The sequence below is a fragment of the Aestuariibaculum sp. M13 genome (genome assembly GCF_024723255.1).
In the GTDB taxonomy this organism is placed as follows: Bacteria; Bacteroidota; Bacteroidia; order Flavobacteriales; family Flavobacteriaceae; genus Aestuariibaculum; species Aestuariibaculum lutulentum.
Genome location: NZ_JANIAC010000002.1, coordinates 361640 through 376531, shown reverse-complemented (window position 1 = coordinate 376531; position 14892 = coordinate 361640). Strand labels below are relative to the sequence as shown.

Sequence of the window (14892 nt, the reverse complement as noted above, 5' to 3'; positions counted from 1 at the left end):
TAAATTTTAGATTTGTAAGGGCAAATATATGCTAATTTGAAAATAAACTTTTAAGCTTTATGGGTAATTTAAATTTAATAACCATTGTAATAATTGCTGCAAATGTGCTGATATCTTATAAAGGGTTTAGTGATTATGGTTTTTTTGATAGGTATAAATTTCAGGTTGGCAGTGTGCAACGTGGGGAGAAAGTACGTTTGTTTAGTTCGGCGTTTTTACATGTAGACACTCAACATTTACTGTTTAATATGTTAACCTTGTACTTCTTTGCTAATACTGTTTTGAGTTTGGGAGTAGTTAGCTTTTTATTTATTTATATAGGGAGTTTGTTGTTTGGTAATGTCTTGTCGTTATACTTTCATAAGAATGAATATCATTATAGTGCCGTGGGGGCTAGTGGAGCTGTAACAGGCGTATTGTATTCAGCCATTTTATTAAGACCTGATATGACTTTGATGTTTTTTTTGATTCCCATTCCCATTCCAGCTTATATTTTTGGTATCGGTTATTTGTTATATTCTATCTATGGTATGAAAAACAGAATAGGTAATATTGGTCACGATGCGCATTTTGGTGGGGCAGTAGGAGGGTATATTATTACATTGATATTAGCACCCTCGTTGTTTCAGGAAAATCTATTAATGATTGTGTTGCTAGCTATTCCAATTATTCTACTCTATATTCTTAGGAAATCAGGGAAAATGTAAATTATATTTAAAGCCTGTTCAATATTTTGAATAGGCTTTTTTATAAGATAGCCTTGCTTTTTTTGGTTTTGGCTCGTCTTATAATGTTTTATGGCATAAGAATTGACTTTATATAGGAAAGATGTATAATTTTAATTATTTAAACGACTGAATGTTAAATAATTGATGTTATAGGTTAATTATTAAAACTGAAAGACTAGTCTGTTCACTGACAGATTGGCTTAAATATACATATGAAGAAATCTAATTTTTTAACCCTTGACAGTTTGTCATTACAGGATTTTGATGAAAATGCAGAATTAATTCCTTTAATGACACCTGAAGACGAAGAAGAAATAAACAACGAAGAGTTGCCCGAGACATTACCTATTCTTTCATTAAGAAATACGGTTCTGTTTCCTGGGGTAGTTATACCTATTACAGCTGGTCGTGATAAGTCTATTAAACTAATTAACGATGCAAACAAAGGCTCTAAAATTATAGGAGTTGTCGCTCAAAAAGACGAGTCGGTAGAAAACCCATCAGCTAAAGAAATTCATGAGGTTGGTACCGTTGCTAAAATTTTACGTGTTTTAAAAATGCCTGATGGTAATGTAACGGTTATCATTCAAGGTAAAAAGCGTTTTAAAGTAGCAGAGGTTATTACAGAAGAGCCTTATATGAATGCTACGGTAAGAGATTTACCGGAAGCAAAGCCAGCAGTGAAGAATAAGGAGTTTTCAGCAATTATTGATTCTATTAAGGAATTAGCTTTAAACATTATTAAGGAGAGTCCGAATATTCCAAGTGAGGCATCTTTTGCTATTAAAAACATTGAAAGTAATTCGTTTTTAATCAATTTCGTGTCATCAAATATGAATTTAACGGTAGCTGAAAAGCAATCGTTATTAGAAGTTGATGACCTTAAGAAACGTGCATTGGCGACTTTGAAATTCATGAATATTGAGTTTCAAAAACTGGAACTTAAAAACGATATTCAGTCCAGAGTACAAATGGACATGAGTCAGCAGCAACGTGAATATTTCCTGCATCAGCAAATGAAAACCATTCAGGAAGAATTGGGTGGTGTGAACCATGAGGAAGAGATTGAGGAAATGCGTGAGCGTGCGCTTACCAAAGAATGGGATGAGAAAGTAGCGAATCATTTTGATAAAGAGTTATCGAAAATGCAACGCATGAATCCTCAGGTAGCAGAGTATTCTATTCAGCGCAACTATTTAGAGCTGTTTTTAGATTTACCATGGAATGAATACAGCCAGGATAAATTCGATTTAAAACGTGCTAAAAAGATTTTAGATCGTGAGCATTTCGGATTAGAAGATGTAAAACGCCGTATTATTGAATATTTAGCGGTGTTAAAATTGCGTAACGATATGAAGTCGCCGATTTTATGTCTTTACGGACCTCCGGGTGTTGGTAAAACATCGTTAGGAAAATCTATTGCTGAAGCGTTAGGCAGAGAGTATGTGCGTATTTCGTTAGGTGGCTTGCGTGATGAAGCTGAGATTCGAGGTCATAGAAAAACCTATATTGGTGCTATGCCAGGGCGTATTATTCAGAGTTTGAAAAAGGCAGGAACATCGAATCCTGTATTTGTTCTTGATGAAATCGATAAGTTAACCAATTCGCATAACGGCGATCCATCTTCAGCAATGCTTGAAGTTTTAGATCCTGAGCAAAACAGTGAATTCTATGATAACTTCCTTGAAATGGGTTACGATCTTTCTAAAGTCATGTTTATAGCAACATCTAATAGCTTAGGAAGTATTCAGCCGGCTTTGCGTGACCGTATGGAGATCATTAACGTTACTGGATATACTATCGAGGAAAAGGTAGAGATAGCAAAACGTCACTTATTACCTAAGCAGTTAAAAGAGCACGGACTTAACGATTCGCATTTAAAGATAGGAAAACCGCAACTGGAGAAAATTGTAGAAGGTTATACCAGAGAATCAGGTGTTCGTGGCTTAGAGAAACAGATAGCTAAAATGGTACGTCATGCAGCTAAGAATATCGCTATGGAAGAAGAGTACAATATCAAAGTGACGAACGAAGATATTATAGAAGTACTTGGTCGACCAAAATTAGAGCGAGATAAGTACGAGAATAACAATGTAGCTGGTGTGGTTACAGGTTTAGCCTGGACAAGTGTTGGTGGTGATATCTTATTTATAGAGTCTATTCTTTCTAAAGGAAAAGGCATGCTTAATATTACCGGAAATCTTGGTAAGGTTATGAAGGAGTCGGCAACCATTGCCATGGAGTATATTAAAGCTAACGCTGATGAATTCGGTATTGACAGTGAAGTGTTCGATAAGTATAATGTTCATATTCACGTACCGGAAGGAGCAACGCCTAAAGATGGACCTAGTGCAGGTATTACCATGTTAACGTCGTTGGTGTCTTTATTCACTCAGAAAAAAGTGAAGAAAAATTTGGCGATGACTGGGGAGATTACACTTCGTGGCAAGGTACTACCAGTGGGCGGTATTAAAGAGAAAATTTTAGCAGCGAAAAGAGCTCATATTAAAGATGTTATTCTTTGTGAAGAAAACAGACGTGATATCGAAGAGATTAAGCAGGATTATTTAAAAGGCTTAACGTTTCATTACGTCACAGATATGAGTGAGGTTATAAAAATAGCTGTCACGAATCAAAAAGTAACAAATGCTAAAAAGCTATAAATAGAAAAGAGGTTGAATGTTCAACCTCTTTTTTTATATCTATTCTTTGTTAACGGTTATTTCAAAGAGATCTCCTTTAACAGGTTGTATTTTCATTTTTATTGGGTTTAGGTCATCAGAGATTTTTTCAGAGGTAACAATGTCACATAAATTTACAGGGGTGTTATTTATTTCTAAGAGTTGATCTCCATAATGTAATTTGCTTTTCAAGCTTTCGTTCCAGATATATCCAATAATAACGTTTTCATCTTTTACAGAAAATGAAAATCCTAATTCTGGGCGGTTAACCTTTATAGTATTGGTATCAGATTCAAAATAGAATTTTTTGTTTTTGTAATCTATAGTGGTTATCCCTTTTTGTAGCAATTTGGTTCCTATTTTTGAGTTATTGTCGTTAGATGTCTGCGCAGGAACATTTTCAAAAACCACATGGTTTAGTTTTAATATAGGTGTTAAAACTTTATATTGTTCATTAATTGGCTGCGTTCCAAAAAGACCTATTCCTGAAGCACCTATGCTTTTACCTTTAATTTTAAATATTTCTTTCGTGTTTAACAGTTTGAAGTTTTCTAAAGCGATATTGTAAAATTCGCTCATGCCTGTATCTACTAAAATCCGCTCTCTGGCTTTTTGTTTTCCTTCTAGATTAATCCAGATGTATGGGCTACTTTGATTGTCTATAAATTGAATTTCTAAAGCTTCACTTTTGTTTAATTCCAAGTTTTTAGAATCATCAGTAATAATTATCTTCTTAGTTTTCATATTAATCTGAAGAATCGAATGTCTTAAAAGATTACTGCCAATAAATCCATCTACTTTAAAGCATTTAAAAACGGGGTCGGCATTTAAGTCGTAAATCAGGGTTGGTGTTTTGGTAAATTCTGCAGTACCTATTTTTAGTTTATCAAGTAATATTAATTCTAATTGGTTTTGCTTTCCGTTGGCATCCGTTATTGAAATAGTTTTAGTTTTTGAGGGGTTTAAAATTTCTTTCAGCTCGTTTGAAATAACATTTGGAGCTCCGGTATCAAGAATAAAGCGATAGGTTTTTCCTTGAATGTCTACAGGTAAAATAATCTTATTTTTAACTATTTCAATGGGGATGAATTCAAAATATTGCTTTGAAGATTTTCCTTTATTTAAATTGGTATTCTGAGAATGCATGTTTACAAATAAAAATAGACTCAAGATGCTTAAAATAAATTTCATGTTTTTAATTTTAATTCCATTTAAAGAATAACGATGCGTGATAATGAGTTTTAAAGTGTTAATTTCTAAAATATTTATACAATTATTAATAATCTGCATTCAATTTAACTCTATTTTTTTTATTAAAATAAAAAGCGCATGTTCTCGTTTTAAGATAGATTTGTTTACTTTGCGCCCTATATATGCTAAAGAAAATTATTGTCGCTTTTTCTGTATTTACATCAGGTATCTCCTATGCACAGTTAGGAGGGGAAGCAACGTATCAGTTTTTGAACTTAGTCTCTTCGCCACGTCAGGCTGCACTTGGAGGAAAGGTGTTAACCAATGTCGATTACGATGTTACTCAAGGGCTTTTTAATCCGGCAACGATTAATCCGGAAATGGATAATCAGTTAGCATTGAATTACACGAGTTATTTAGGAGGTATTAGTTACGGAACGGCATCTTATGCTTACACTTTAGATAGGCGTACACAAACGTTTCACGGTGGGATCACTTATATTAATTATGGGTCTTTTGATGGTTACGATGAAGATGGTAATTCTACAGGAACATTTACAGGAAGCGAAACCGCTTTGTCTTTGGGCTATGCTTTGCAGATAGGCTATTCTGATTTTTATTTTGGTGGAAATTTAAAATTAATAACGTCTAAATTAGAGCAGTACAATTCATTTGGAGCAGCGGTAGATTTAGGCTTAATTTATATTGATGAGGTTAATGACTTTCATGCTGCTTTAGCTATTCGAAATTTAGGAACTCAAATCACTACCTACGCTGGGCTTCAGGAAAAATTACCGTTGGAAGTCGATTTTGGAATGTCGCAAACTTTAGAAAATGTGCCTATCCGATGGCATGTAACTTTAGAGAATTTACAGGAATGGCCAATAGCCCGACCCAATCCAGCACGTGTTACGAGTGACTTAAGCGGAAATCAAACCGAAGAGAAAGTAGGTTTTTTAGGTCAGGTGATTCGTCACACTATTATTGGTGCTGAGGTGTTTCCTGAGAGTGGATTTAATATCAGGTTAGGTTATAATTTCAGAAGAGCAGAGGAGTTGCGTTTGGTTGATCAGCGTAATTTTTCTGGGTTATCAGCAGGTTTTTTAGTTAAATTAAACAAACTGCGTTTTAGTTATACGCATGCAAAGTATACCAGTGCAGCGAATTCTAACTTTTTTGGTTTGCAAATAGATTTACAATAACATGAATAATAAAATTACCATTGCCATAGACGGATTTTCTTCAACGGGAAAAAGTACGGTTGCGAAGCAGTTAGCAAAGTATTTAGGCTATGTGTATGTTGATACAGGCGCTATGTATCGTGCTGTGGCCTATTATGCTATGGGTAATGGATTTATAACTAAAGATTATTTTGATAAGAAAGGTTTAATTGATAAACTTTCAGATATCAATATTGCTTTTAAGTTTAATGAAGGTTTAGGTTTTGCTGAGGTGTATTTGAATGGTGTTAATGTTGAAAAAAAGATTAGAACCCTCGAAGTGTCCGGATTTGTTAGTACCGTTGCGGCTGTTTCTGAAGTCAGACACAAATTAGTTGAACAACAGCAACAAATGGGGAAAGATAAAGGTGTTGTTATGGATGGACGTGATATTGGTACAGTCGTGTTTCCTGATGCCGAATTAAAACTATTTATGACAGCTTCAGCTGAAACCAGAGCACAGCGCCGTTACAAAGAGCTTATTGATAGAGGAGATGCTGTAGTGTATGATGAGGTTTTAAAAAATGTTCAGGAGCGCGATTATATTGATACACATCGGGAAGATTCTCCTTTGGTAAAAGCTGATGATGCTATTGAAGTCGATAATTCTAATATGAGTCTGGAAGAGCAATTTAATGTTATTCTGGATTTAGTAAATAAAGTATTGAATAAATAAAAGGAGCGGTTTAAAACCGCTCCTTTTTTGTTGCTTGTTAATCTGAGCTTATTTCAGATTATAATTTTTTACAAATTCGGAATCACCAATTCCTGATCGGGATAAATTAAATCAGGATTTTTTAGCTTGTCTGTGTTGGCTTCAAAAATAGCCTGATATTTTGAAGCATCTTTATAATAGTGTCTTGCAATTTTACCTAAAGTTTCACCACTTTTTACAATGTGTCTGTGGTAAACACTGGTGTCTTTAACTTTAATATCGGCCATAATATCATCAGGACTGTTGCCTCCAATTTCCTTTATTTTATCCCAAAGCAGGTTTTTTTCGTATTGGGTTTTTGTAGTTCCCCAAACTTTTAATTTGTTTTCTGTTTCTTCAACGTTACCGTTTGTGACATTAAGAGCTTCTCCTAAATCTAAAACCGGTTGGTATTTTTCTTTTACAGTCATAATTATAAGTGTTTAATATTTTTCTTTCAATATAACGAATAATATACTCTTTAAATTTAATAAAAAGTTAAGCTTTTAAAACATGTATACTTTAGACCCTTAACTAATAAAGAAAGTCACGATTAAATTTATTTCCTCATTTTTAGGTAATTAGCAGAATAATATGTATTTTTGCGCTCCTTTTAGCGGTTCAGGAAAGGTAAAAGGATTGTAAATCAAATATTTAATAACACTTTTGTGTGGTTGCCGCATAATATTTCCTAAGCATGCAAAATACAAATTTTTTATCAGCACATGGCTGAAAACGCAAAACAAGCTGAAGTTGAAGCAACAGAAGCTAAAACTGTAGAAGCTCCAGTAGTATCTGAAGCTAAAGCAAACCCTGAAAAATTCTTAAAAGAGTTTAACTGGCACAACTATCAAGAAGGTATTGACGAAGTAGACGCTCAACAATTACAAGAATTTGAAAAATTAGTAGCTGAGAATTTCGTTGACACTTTAGATGATGAAGTTGTAGAAGGTACTGTAGTACACATCACTGATAGAGATGCTATTATCGATATCAATGCTAAATCTGAAGGTGTAATTTCTTTAAACGAGTTCCGTTACAACCCTAACTTAGCAGTTGGAGATAAAGTAGAAGTATTAATCGACGTTCGTGAAGACGCAACTGGTCAATTAGTATTATCTCACAGAAAAGCTCGTGTAATCAAAGCATGGGATCGTGTAATTAAAGCAAACGAAACTGGAGAAATCGTTAACGGTTTTGTTAAGTGTAGAACTAAAGGTGGTATGATTGTAGACGTATTCGGTATCGAAGCGTTCTTACCAGGTTCTCAAATAGATGTTAAGCCAATTAGAGATTACGATCAATACGTAAACAAAACTATGGAATTCAAAGTTGTTAAAATCAACCACGAATTTAAGAACGTAGTAGTATCTCACAAAGCGCTTATCGAAGCTGATATCGAAGTTCAGAAGAAAGAAATCATTGGTCAGTTAGAAAAAGGTCAAGTATTAGAAGGTGTTGTTAAAAACATTACTTCTTACGGTGTATTCATCGACTTAGGTGGTGTAGATGGTTTAATCCACATTACAGATCTTTCTTGGTCTCGTATCAACCATCCAAATGAGATCGTTGAATTAGACCAAAAACTTAACGTTGTAATCCTTGATTTTGATGAAGATAAATCAAGAATCCAATTAGGATTAAAACAATTAAGCAAACACCCATGGGAAGCTTTAGCTGATACAGTTGCTGTAGGAGATAAAGTAAAAGGTAAAGTTGTTGTAATTGCAGATTACGGTGCATTTATCGAGGTAGCTGATGGTGTTGAAGGATTAATCCACGTATCTGAAATGTCTTGGTCTACACACTTACGTTCAGCTCAAGATTTCGTATCTGTAGGAGACGAAGTTGAAGCAGTTATCTTAACTTTAGATAGAGAAGAGCGTAAAATGTCTTTAGGTATTAAGCAATTAACTTCAGATCCTTGGACTGATATCACTGCTAAATACCCAGTAGGTTCTAAGCACAAAGGTATTGTACGTAACTTCACTAACTTTGGTGTATTCGTAGAATTAGAAGAAGGTATTGACGGATTAATTTATATCTCTGATTTATCTTGGACTAAGAAAATTAAGCACCCAAGTGAATTCTGTGCAGCTGGAGATGAGTTAGAAGTAGTAGTATTAGAGTTAGATGTTGAAGGACGTAAATTATCTTTAGGTCACAAACAAACAACTGAAAACCCTTGGGATAAATACGAAACTGAATTTGCTTTAGAAACTGTTCACGAAGGAACTATCGCTGAAATCGTTGATAAAGGAGCTACAGTAGAATTTAACGAAGATATCGTTGCATTCATCCCTTCTCGTCACTTAGAAAAAGAAGACGGAAGCAAACTTAAAAAGGGTGAAACTGCTGAATTCAAAATCATTGAATTTAACAAAGAGTTTAAACGTGTAGTTGCATCTCACACTGCTATCTTTAAAGCAGAAGAAATCGCTAACGTAAAAGCTGCAGCTAGAAAAGCTGAAGCTCAAGCAGCAGAAGCAAAACCAACTTTAGGTGATGCTAACGATGCTTTACAAGCTCTTAAAGACAAAATGGACGGTAAAAAATAATTTACCATCCTTTAAATAGGAAACCATTATAAATTAAAAAAGACCTTCAGGAAACTGAAGGTCTTTTTTTATGTGTTTATATCTCAATGAGTAAAAACTGATTAACGTTATTTGAAAGATTTTATTTTTAATAGACATCATTTCTGCATGGTTCACACGTTTTTTTTAGTTAACTTTGCTCTCCAAATACGTTTGGATAGTATATGAGTCAAAAAGTTTTACTTAACGAAAAAGAGGTAAACATCATTCTTCACCGATTGGCTTGTCAACTTATTGAAAAACATAACGACTTCTCAGATACCGTACTTATTGGTTTACAGCCGCGTGGCGTGTATTTAGCCGATAGAATCGCTAAAATTTTACGAGAAGACTATAAGGTTGAAAATATCCAGTTAGGGTATTTAGACATTACGTTTTTTAGAGATGATTTTCGCCGAGGAGAAAAGCCATTAGAGGCGAATAAAACCAAAATCAATTTTTTAGTAGAAGATAAAAACATCGTGTTTATAGACGATGTATTATATACCGGTAGAAGTATTAGAGCGGCTTTAACCGCTATACAATCGTTTGGAAGACCGAACGAAATAGAACTTTTAACGCTAATTGATAGACGTTTTAGCAGGCATTTACCAATTCAGCCTAACTACAGAGGAAGACAGGTAGATGTGATTAATAATGAGAAAGTACGTGTAAACTGGAAAGAGAAGGATAATGAAGATTCAGTTTACCTTATAGAACGATAATTTTTACACGTTTAAACTACCGCAATAGGGTAGGTTTAAACACTTAACTTTAAACATAGAAAATGAGCGAATTAAGTGTAAATCACTTATTAGGAATTAAATATCTTCAAGAGAAAGATATTCAACTTATTTTTGAAACCGCCGATCATTTTAAGGAAGTGATTAACAGGCCCATTAAAAAAGTGCCTTCACTTCGAGATATTACCATTGCCAATTTATTTTTTGAAAATTCAACCAGAACCAAGTTGTCTTTCGAATTGGCAGAAAAGCGTCTGTCTGCAGATGTTTTAAATTTTTCATCTGCACAGTCTTCGGTTAAAAAAGGTGAAACGCTTATCGATACTGTAAACAACATTTTATCTATGAAGGTAGATATGGTGGTTATGCGTCACCCCAATCCGGGAGCTGGTGTATTTTTATCAAAGCACGTTAATGCTAGTATTGTAAATGCTGGAGATGGAGCCCACGAGCATCCAACACAAGCGTTGTTAGATTCGTATTCTATTCGTGAGCGTCTGGGGGATGTGGCAGGTAAAAAAGTAGTTATTGTCGGCGATATTTTACACAGTAGGGTAGCGCTTTCAAATGTTTTTGCACTGCAAATGCAAGGTGCAGAAGTTATGGTTTGCGGACCAAAAACGTTAATTCCGCGCTATATTCATGAGTTAGGTGTAAAAGTAGAAATAGACTTACGTAAAGCTTTAAACTGGTGTGATGTGGCTAATATGCTTCGTGTACAAAACGAACGTATGGATATTAGTTACTTCCCGTCGACAAGAGAATATACACAACAGTTTGGAGTAAATAAGGAACTATTAGATTCTTTAGATAAAGAGATTATTATCATGCACCCGGGGCCAATTAACCGCGGTGTGGAGATAACGAGTGATGTGGCCGATTCTAAACAAGCCATCATTTTAGATCAGGTTCAAAATGGTGTGGCAGTAAGAATGGCTGTGATATATTTATTAGCCTCTAAAATAAAACAATAAGCTATGATACTAGATCAAGACGGAAACATATCGATTATTACTCAGGAGAAAGCAACGCTTCCAGAGTTAGTTAAGAAGATTCAGGCTTTATACCCTAAGTTTAAAAATAATAATATTATTGTTGTTTTGTCGTCATTAAAATCGTTGGGCGTTCAGGATATTGTTGAATTTTTAGAACTTTCTAATACCCACCGTGGAGCTAAACAGTCGTTTGTAATTGTTACCGACAAGATTGCTTTAGACGAAACTCCAGATGAAATCGTAGTAGTGCCAACCACCCAAGAGGCGTACGATATTATTGAAATGGAGGAAATGGAACGCGATTTAGGGTTTTAACATGAACACTTACCATCTTGCACAAGTTAATATCGCTAAAGGTTTAGCGCCTCTAAGCGATCCTATTATGCAGGATTTTATAAATAATGTAGACCGTATAAATGCTATTGCAGACGATAGCAAAGGCTTTGTCTGGCGTTTTAAAGACGAAGATAAAGATGAAGCCTTATCTATTTTTAAAGAAGAGGATTTATTGGTTAATATTTCAGTTTGGGAAGATTTAGAATCCCTTTTCAATTACATTTATCATTCCGATCATATTGAGGTTTTCAAAAGAAAAAAAGAGTGGTTTAACAAAGTAGAAATGAAGCATATGGCCTTTTGGTACGTTCCGTTTGGAACTAAACCTACCTTAAAAGATGCTAAAATTCGATTAGATTACTTAAATTCACATGGAGAAACCCCATATGCGTTTACCTTTAAAAGTAAATTTTCGGTAGTCGATTCTATTAATTATAAAACCCAATAATACATGAAGCTCACTATTTTAGGTTGTTACAGTGCTACACCAAGAGCTTTAACCAATACCACTTCACAAGTTTTAGAAATTAACAACCACATGTTTTTAATAGACTGTGGTGAAGGTACTCAGGTGCAGTTGCGAAAGCATAAAATAAAGTTTAACAGGATTAAGCATATTTTTATTTCGCATTTGCATGGTGATCATTTTTTTGGTCTTGTTGGGCTCATTTCGACATTTCGATTACTTACTCGTGAAACCGATTTACATATTTACGGTCCGAAAGGCATAAAAGAGGTGATTACGCTTCAAATGAAATTATCAGATTCCTGGACCAATTACAAGCTCATTTTTCACGAATTAACATCAACTGAATCTCAACTAATTTTTGAGGATGATTTGGTTGAAGTGCATACCATTCCTTTAAATCATAGGGTATATACCAACGGGTATTTATTCAAAGAAAAGGAAGGAAATCGCAAACTGGATATTAATCTGGTTGAAGAAGCAAATATTGATGTGGCTTACTATCGAAAATTACAGCAAGGATTTGATGTTGTAAATGAAGATGGCGTTTTAATTGCCAATGAAAAAGTGACGAAGCCTGCCAAGAAGCCCAAAAGCTATGCCTTTTGTAGTGACACCATGTATAAGGAAGATATTGTGCCGATAATTAAAGATGTCGATGTGTTATATCACGAATCGACATTCCTGGAAAAGCACGCAAATCTGGCACCACAAACTAAGCATTCAACTGCAAAAGAAGCTGCTACAATTGCTAAAAAAGCAAATGCAGGGGTTTTATTGTTAGGACATTATTCAACGCGTTACGATAGCCTAAAACCGTTTAAAGAAGAAGCTCAGGAAGTCTTTAAACACGTCAGGTTATCTCAGGATGGTAAGGTGTTCGATTTTAGTTAAACTCTTTTAAATCTAATACCCACTCAATAGCTTCGTTTAAACATTGACAACGTTTTATACTTTCTTTAGAAAAACGTTTTTCCAAGGTCGCGTTTAAATAGGCCATATCATTGTATATTACAATAGCACTGGCTACAATAAAATTTAAAGCAGATAACTTCTGCCAGTTGTGCGGATCTCGGGAATAGGAGTGTATGCGATTGGAAATGTAAGCCAGTTTAACCTCATTTTCATAATAAGCCTCGATATCGTTCAATAAATCTTTAACCATAGACCAATCGAAATGAATGCCTTCATGCATTTCAGATAAGATGTACTTTTCACCGAAATAAAAGGTTCCATATGGTTTTTCCAATTTAAAGAATTGCTCTCTATCGTAATAGGCGGAATTCTCAAATATCATATTAATTCTTTAGGGAGGCACTAATTTAGAAAGATTATTCTATTAGGAAATGAAAAGAATATTTAATTTTGAACAATTTTAAATTAGCATGGAAAAGGACTTAAGCAGCTACAGGAAATCTTACGAAAAGGGAGAATTATTATTAAAAAATGCTCCGGAAAATCCAATGGAATTGTTTCAAAAATGGTTTTATGAGGTCGACAATTATTTTGTTGAAGATGAAACAAATGCGATGACGGTTTCAACTATCGGTCTGGATGGATTTCCAAAAAGCAGGGTAGTACTTCTTAAACGTTATACTTACGAAGGATTTATATTTTACACCAATTACAACAGTGAAAAAGGTAAGGCTATTGCCAAGAATCCAAATGTATGTTTATCCTTTTTCTGGCATGGTGCCGAACGTCAGGTTATTATTAAAGGTAAAGCTGAAAAAATTGCTGAAAATTTAAGTGATGGTTATTTTGAGTCCAGACCCCGTGGTAGTCAGTTAGGGGCTATAGCTTCAGACCAAAGCAAAGTTATTGAGAGCAGGGAAGCTCTTGAAAGTAAGCTTCAGGCTTTAGAGCAGGAGTATGAGGGTAAAGAAATACCTCGTCCTGAGCATTGGGGGGGGTATATTGTTAAACCTGTGGAGATTGAATTTTGGCAGGGAAGAGCTAACAGATTACACGATAGAATTCGATATACATTACAAGAAGACTATAATTGGCAGGTTGATCGATTATCTCCATGATTTTAACGCTGAAATACACAATTATTCTAATTTCAAAATAAAATATCCGATGAAATACATTATTTAACGATTAAAAACATTCATTTAATCGATTTTAACATTTCCTTAACACTTACTTCGGGTTAGGCTTCTAAATTTACAGAACCAAATCTAAATTTACTTAACCATGAAGTTATTAACCAAATTGCCATTTTTGGCACTTCTAGCTATTTTAACTTTCTCCTGTACTACAGATAGCCTTGAAGAACAACCCCTGGGAGAAGAGTTTAGTCTTATTATTTTAGAAGACAAATCAATCGAAGTAGAAATTTTAGAACTTATAAACGATCACAGATTATCAGTCGGACTTAGTCCTTTAACAGACATGTCTATTGTAAAATCTGTTGCTTACACACACACCGACTATATGGTAGATAATAATGAAGTATCGCATGCTAATTTTTTTAAGAGAAGTGAATACTTAAAGGCTAATGCAGGGGCATCTAAAGTTTCTGAGAATGTAGCTTATGGTTACAGTTCTGCGGAATCGGTAGTTAATGCATGGCTTAAAAGCGAAGGGCACCGCGCTACCATAGAAGGTGATTTTACCAACTTCGACATTTCAGCCGAAGTAAACTCTGAAGGTAAATGGTATTACACCAATATCTTCATAAAAAAATAATTATTTGCTAGTCTCAGTTTGATAGCAATTACAACATAACCATTTATTTATAATTGGTTATATCTTGATAACTTAATTGTTATTGAATTTAGCTTTAGGTATGAGCCTCCCTTGGTTGGGGAGGCTTTTTTGTGTTATAAATCCTAAACTGTAGATATACTGTTATTTATATCTGCGTAAAAATTTATTTAAAAAACCTTGACATAAAATATTTCCGATAGCATTTTTAAATTCTTCTGTAATTTCATTTTTCATGGTAATATTAAAGTCATTAGTGACTTTTAAAATTATATGGGAAACAGGTTTAATTAAATTATTATAATCGCTAACACTGTTTACATAAGATCTTTTGTCGGAATTGGAATAAACCATGTTTATACAATCCCAAATTTCATTTATTTCTTTTGAGATTTTATAATCAATTAAATCTTTAAAGTTTTGATTTAATAAGTTGTACGCTGCATAATATTCTGAATCATGAAACTTCGAAAATTGTTTATTTGTTAATTCTAGAAACACTACTTTTTCAAACAATTGGCTTGTTCATTAGTACTTTTTAACATCAACT

At 34.1% G+C, this 14892-nt stretch carries 16 protein-coding genes; 12 read left to right on the top strand and 4 right to left on the bottom strand.

Annotated elements, in window-relative coordinates; genetic code table 11:
- The first annotated feature begins 59 nt into the window (after positions 1-59).
- Together NO995_RS08790 and lon are read left to right on the top strand one after the other, a co-directional pair.
- The gene (locus NO995_RS08790; protein ID WP_258227180.1) at positions 60-707 is read left to right on the top strand and encodes a rhomboid family intramembrane serine protease; all 648 of its coding nucleotides are present in this window, start codon (positions 60-62) and stop codon (positions 705-707) included.
- A 233-nt stretch (positions 708-940) separates the two neighbouring features.
- Entirely contained in the window at positions 941-3391 is a 2451-nt protein-coding gene (lon, locus tag NO995_RS08785) for an endopeptidase La (RefSeq protein WP_258227179.1), read from the top strand.
- A 39-nt stretch (positions 3392-3430) separates the two neighbouring features.
- On the opposite strand, the gene NO995_RS08780 is transcribed toward lon, so the two are convergent.
- Positions 3431-4600, bottom strand: a complete 1170-nt coding sequence (locus NO995_RS08780; protein WP_258227178.1) for a retropepsin-like aspartic protease — start codon at positions 4598-4600, stop codon at positions 3431-3433.
- A gap of 182 nt (positions 4601-4782) precedes the next feature.
- Here NO995_RS08780 and porQ point away from each other — a divergent pair, with 182 nt between their 5' ends.
- Entirely contained in the window at positions 4783-5802 is a 1020-nt protein-coding gene (porQ, locus tag NO995_RS08775) for a type IX secretion system protein PorQ (RefSeq protein ID WP_258227177.1), read from the top strand.
- A gap of 1 nt (position 5803) precedes the next feature.
- Complete coding sequence (gene cmk / locus NO995_RS08770) at positions 5804-6496, top strand: (d)CMP kinase (protein ID WP_258227176.1); 693 nt, start codon at positions 5804-5806, stop codon at positions 6494-6496.
- Between the two features lie 68 nt (positions 6497-6564).
- Here cmk and NO995_RS08765 read toward each other — a convergent pair whose 3' ends face one another.
- Positions 6565-6945: a LysM peptidoglycan-binding domain-containing protein gene (locus tag NO995_RS08765; RefSeq protein ID WP_258227175.1), complete on the bottom strand. Its 381-nt coding sequence runs from the start codon at positions 6943-6945 to the stop codon at positions 6565-6567.
- Positions 6946-7239: 294 nt separating this feature from the next.
- Between NO995_RS08765 and rpsA the strand changes: the two genes are divergently transcribed.
- The 6 genes from rpsA to NO995_RS08735 all read left to right on the top strand — a co-directional run bounded on the left by rpsA (position 7240) and on the right by NO995_RS08735 (position 12524).
- A complete protein-coding gene (gene rpsA / locus NO995_RS08760; RefSeq protein WP_258227174.1) occupies positions 7240-9072 on the top strand; it encodes a 30S ribosomal protein S1 in 1833 nt (610 codons plus the stop codon).
- A gap of 203 nt (positions 9073-9275) precedes the next feature.
- A complete protein-coding gene (gene pyrR, locus NO995_RS08755; RefSeq protein ID WP_258227173.1) occupies positions 9276-9815 on the top strand; it encodes a bifunctional pyr operon transcriptional regulator/uracil phosphoribosyltransferase PyrR in 540 nt (179 codons plus the stop codon).
- Between the two features lie 62 nt (positions 9816-9877).
- Positions 9878-10807: an aspartate carbamoyltransferase catalytic subunit gene (locus NO995_RS08750; RefSeq protein ID WP_258227172.1), complete on the top strand. Its 930-nt coding sequence runs from the start codon at positions 9878-9880 to the stop codon at positions 10805-10807.
- A gap of 3 nt (positions 10808-10810) precedes the next feature.
- Positions 10811-11143, top strand: coding sequence for a ribonuclease Z (locus tag NO995_RS08745; RefSeq protein ID WP_240574048.1), 333 nt, complete (start codon positions 10811-10813; stop codon positions 11141-11143).
- A 1-nt stretch (position 11144) separates the two neighbouring features.
- Entirely contained in the window at positions 11145-11612 is a 468-nt protein-coding gene (locus tag NO995_RS08740; RefSeq protein WP_240574046.1) for a DUF3291 domain-containing protein, read from the top strand.
- Between the two features lie 3 nt (positions 11613-11615).
- Entirely contained in the window at positions 11616-12524 is a 909-nt protein-coding gene (locus NO995_RS08735) for a ribonuclease Z (RefSeq protein WP_240574043.1), read from the top strand.
- Here NO995_RS08735 and NO995_RS08730 read toward each other — a convergent pair.
- Entirely contained in the window at positions 12517-12927 is a 411-nt protein-coding gene (locus tag NO995_RS08730) for a hypothetical protein (RefSeq protein WP_258227171.1), read from the bottom strand. The genes NO995_RS08735 and NO995_RS08730 overlap by 8 nt on opposite strands.
- Before the next feature lie 88 nt (positions 12928-13015).
- Here NO995_RS08730 and pdxH point away from each other — a divergent pair, with 88 nt between their 5' ends.
- On the top strand, positions 13016-13663 hold the full coding sequence (pdxH, locus tag NO995_RS08725) for a pyridoxamine 5'-phosphate oxidase (protein WP_258227170.1): 648 nt from the start codon (positions 13016-13018) through the stop codon (positions 13661-13663).
- A 166-nt stretch (positions 13664-13829) separates the two neighbouring features.
- Complete coding sequence (locus tag NO995_RS08720) at positions 13830-14324, top strand: CAP domain-containing protein (RefSeq protein ID WP_258227169.1); 495 nt, start codon at positions 13830-13832, stop codon at positions 14322-14324.
- 162 nt (positions 14325-14486) lie between these two features.
- Here the strand turns inward: NO995_RS08720 and NO995_RS08715 are convergent, their stop codons facing one another.
- Positions 14487-14858, bottom strand: a complete 372-nt coding sequence (locus NO995_RS08715) for a hypothetical protein (RefSeq protein WP_258227168.1) — start codon at positions 14856-14858, stop codon at positions 14487-14489.
- Between the last annotated feature and the right edge of the window lie 34 nt (positions 14859-14892).

What these genes read in the sequence shown, in the direction of transcription:
- pdxH (WP_258227170.1), top strand. Translation starts at nt 13,016, where the DNA reads ATGGAAAAGGACTTAAGCAGCTACAGGAAATCTTACGAAAAGGGAGAA.
- cmk (WP_258227176.1), top strand. Translation starts at nt 5,804, where the DNA reads ATGAATAATAAAATTACCATTGCCATAGACGGATTTTCTTCAACGGGA.
- NO995_RS08790 (WP_258227180.1), top strand. Translation starts at nt 60, where the DNA reads ATGGGTAATTTAAATTTAATAACCATTGTAATAATTGCTGCAAATGTG.
- pyrR (WP_258227173.1), top strand. Translation starts at nt 9,276, where the DNA reads ATGAGTCAAAAAGTTTTACTTAACGAAAAAGAGGTAAACATCATTCTT.
- NO995_RS08740 (WP_240574046.1), top strand. Translation starts at nt 11,145, where the DNA reads ATGAACACTTACCATCTTGCACAAGTTAATATCGCTAAAGGTTTAGCG.
- NO995_RS08780 (WP_258227178.1), bottom strand. Translation starts at nt 4,600, where the DNA reads ATGAAATTTATTTTAAGCATCTTGAGTCTATTTTTATTTGTAAACATG.
- NO995_RS08720 (WP_258227169.1), top strand. Translation starts at nt 13,830, where the DNA reads ATGAAGTTATTAACCAAATTGCCATTTTTGGCACTTCTAGCTATTTTA.
- rpsA (WP_258227174.1), top strand. Translation starts at nt 7,240, where the DNA reads ATGGCTGAAAACGCAAAACAAGCTGAAGTTGAAGCAACAGAAGCTAAA.
- NO995_RS08735 (WP_240574043.1), top strand. Translation starts at nt 11,616, where the DNA reads ATGAAGCTCACTATTTTAGGTTGTTACAGTGCTACACCAAGAGCTTTA.
- NO995_RS08765 (WP_258227175.1), bottom strand. Translation starts at nt 6,945, where the DNA reads ATGACTGTAAAAGAAAAATACCAACCGGTTTTAGATTTAGGAGAAGCT.
- NO995_RS08730 (WP_258227171.1), bottom strand. Translation starts at nt 12,927, where the DNA reads ATGATATTTGAGAATTCCGCCTATTACGATAGAGAGCAATTCTTTAAA.
- porQ (WP_258227177.1), top strand. Translation starts at nt 4,783, where the DNA reads ATGCTAAAGAAAATTATTGTCGCTTTTTCTGTATTTACATCAGGTATC.
- NO995_RS08750 (WP_258227172.1), top strand. Translation starts at nt 9,878, where the DNA reads ATGAGCGAATTAAGTGTAAATCACTTATTAGGAATTAAATATCTTCAA.
- NO995_RS08745 (WP_240574048.1), top strand. Translation starts at nt 10,811, where the DNA reads ATGATACTAGATCAAGACGGAAACATATCGATTATTACTCAGGAGAAA.
- lon (WP_258227179.1), top strand. Translation starts at nt 941, where the DNA reads ATGAAGAAATCTAATTTTTTAACCCTTGACAGTTTGTCATTACAGGAT.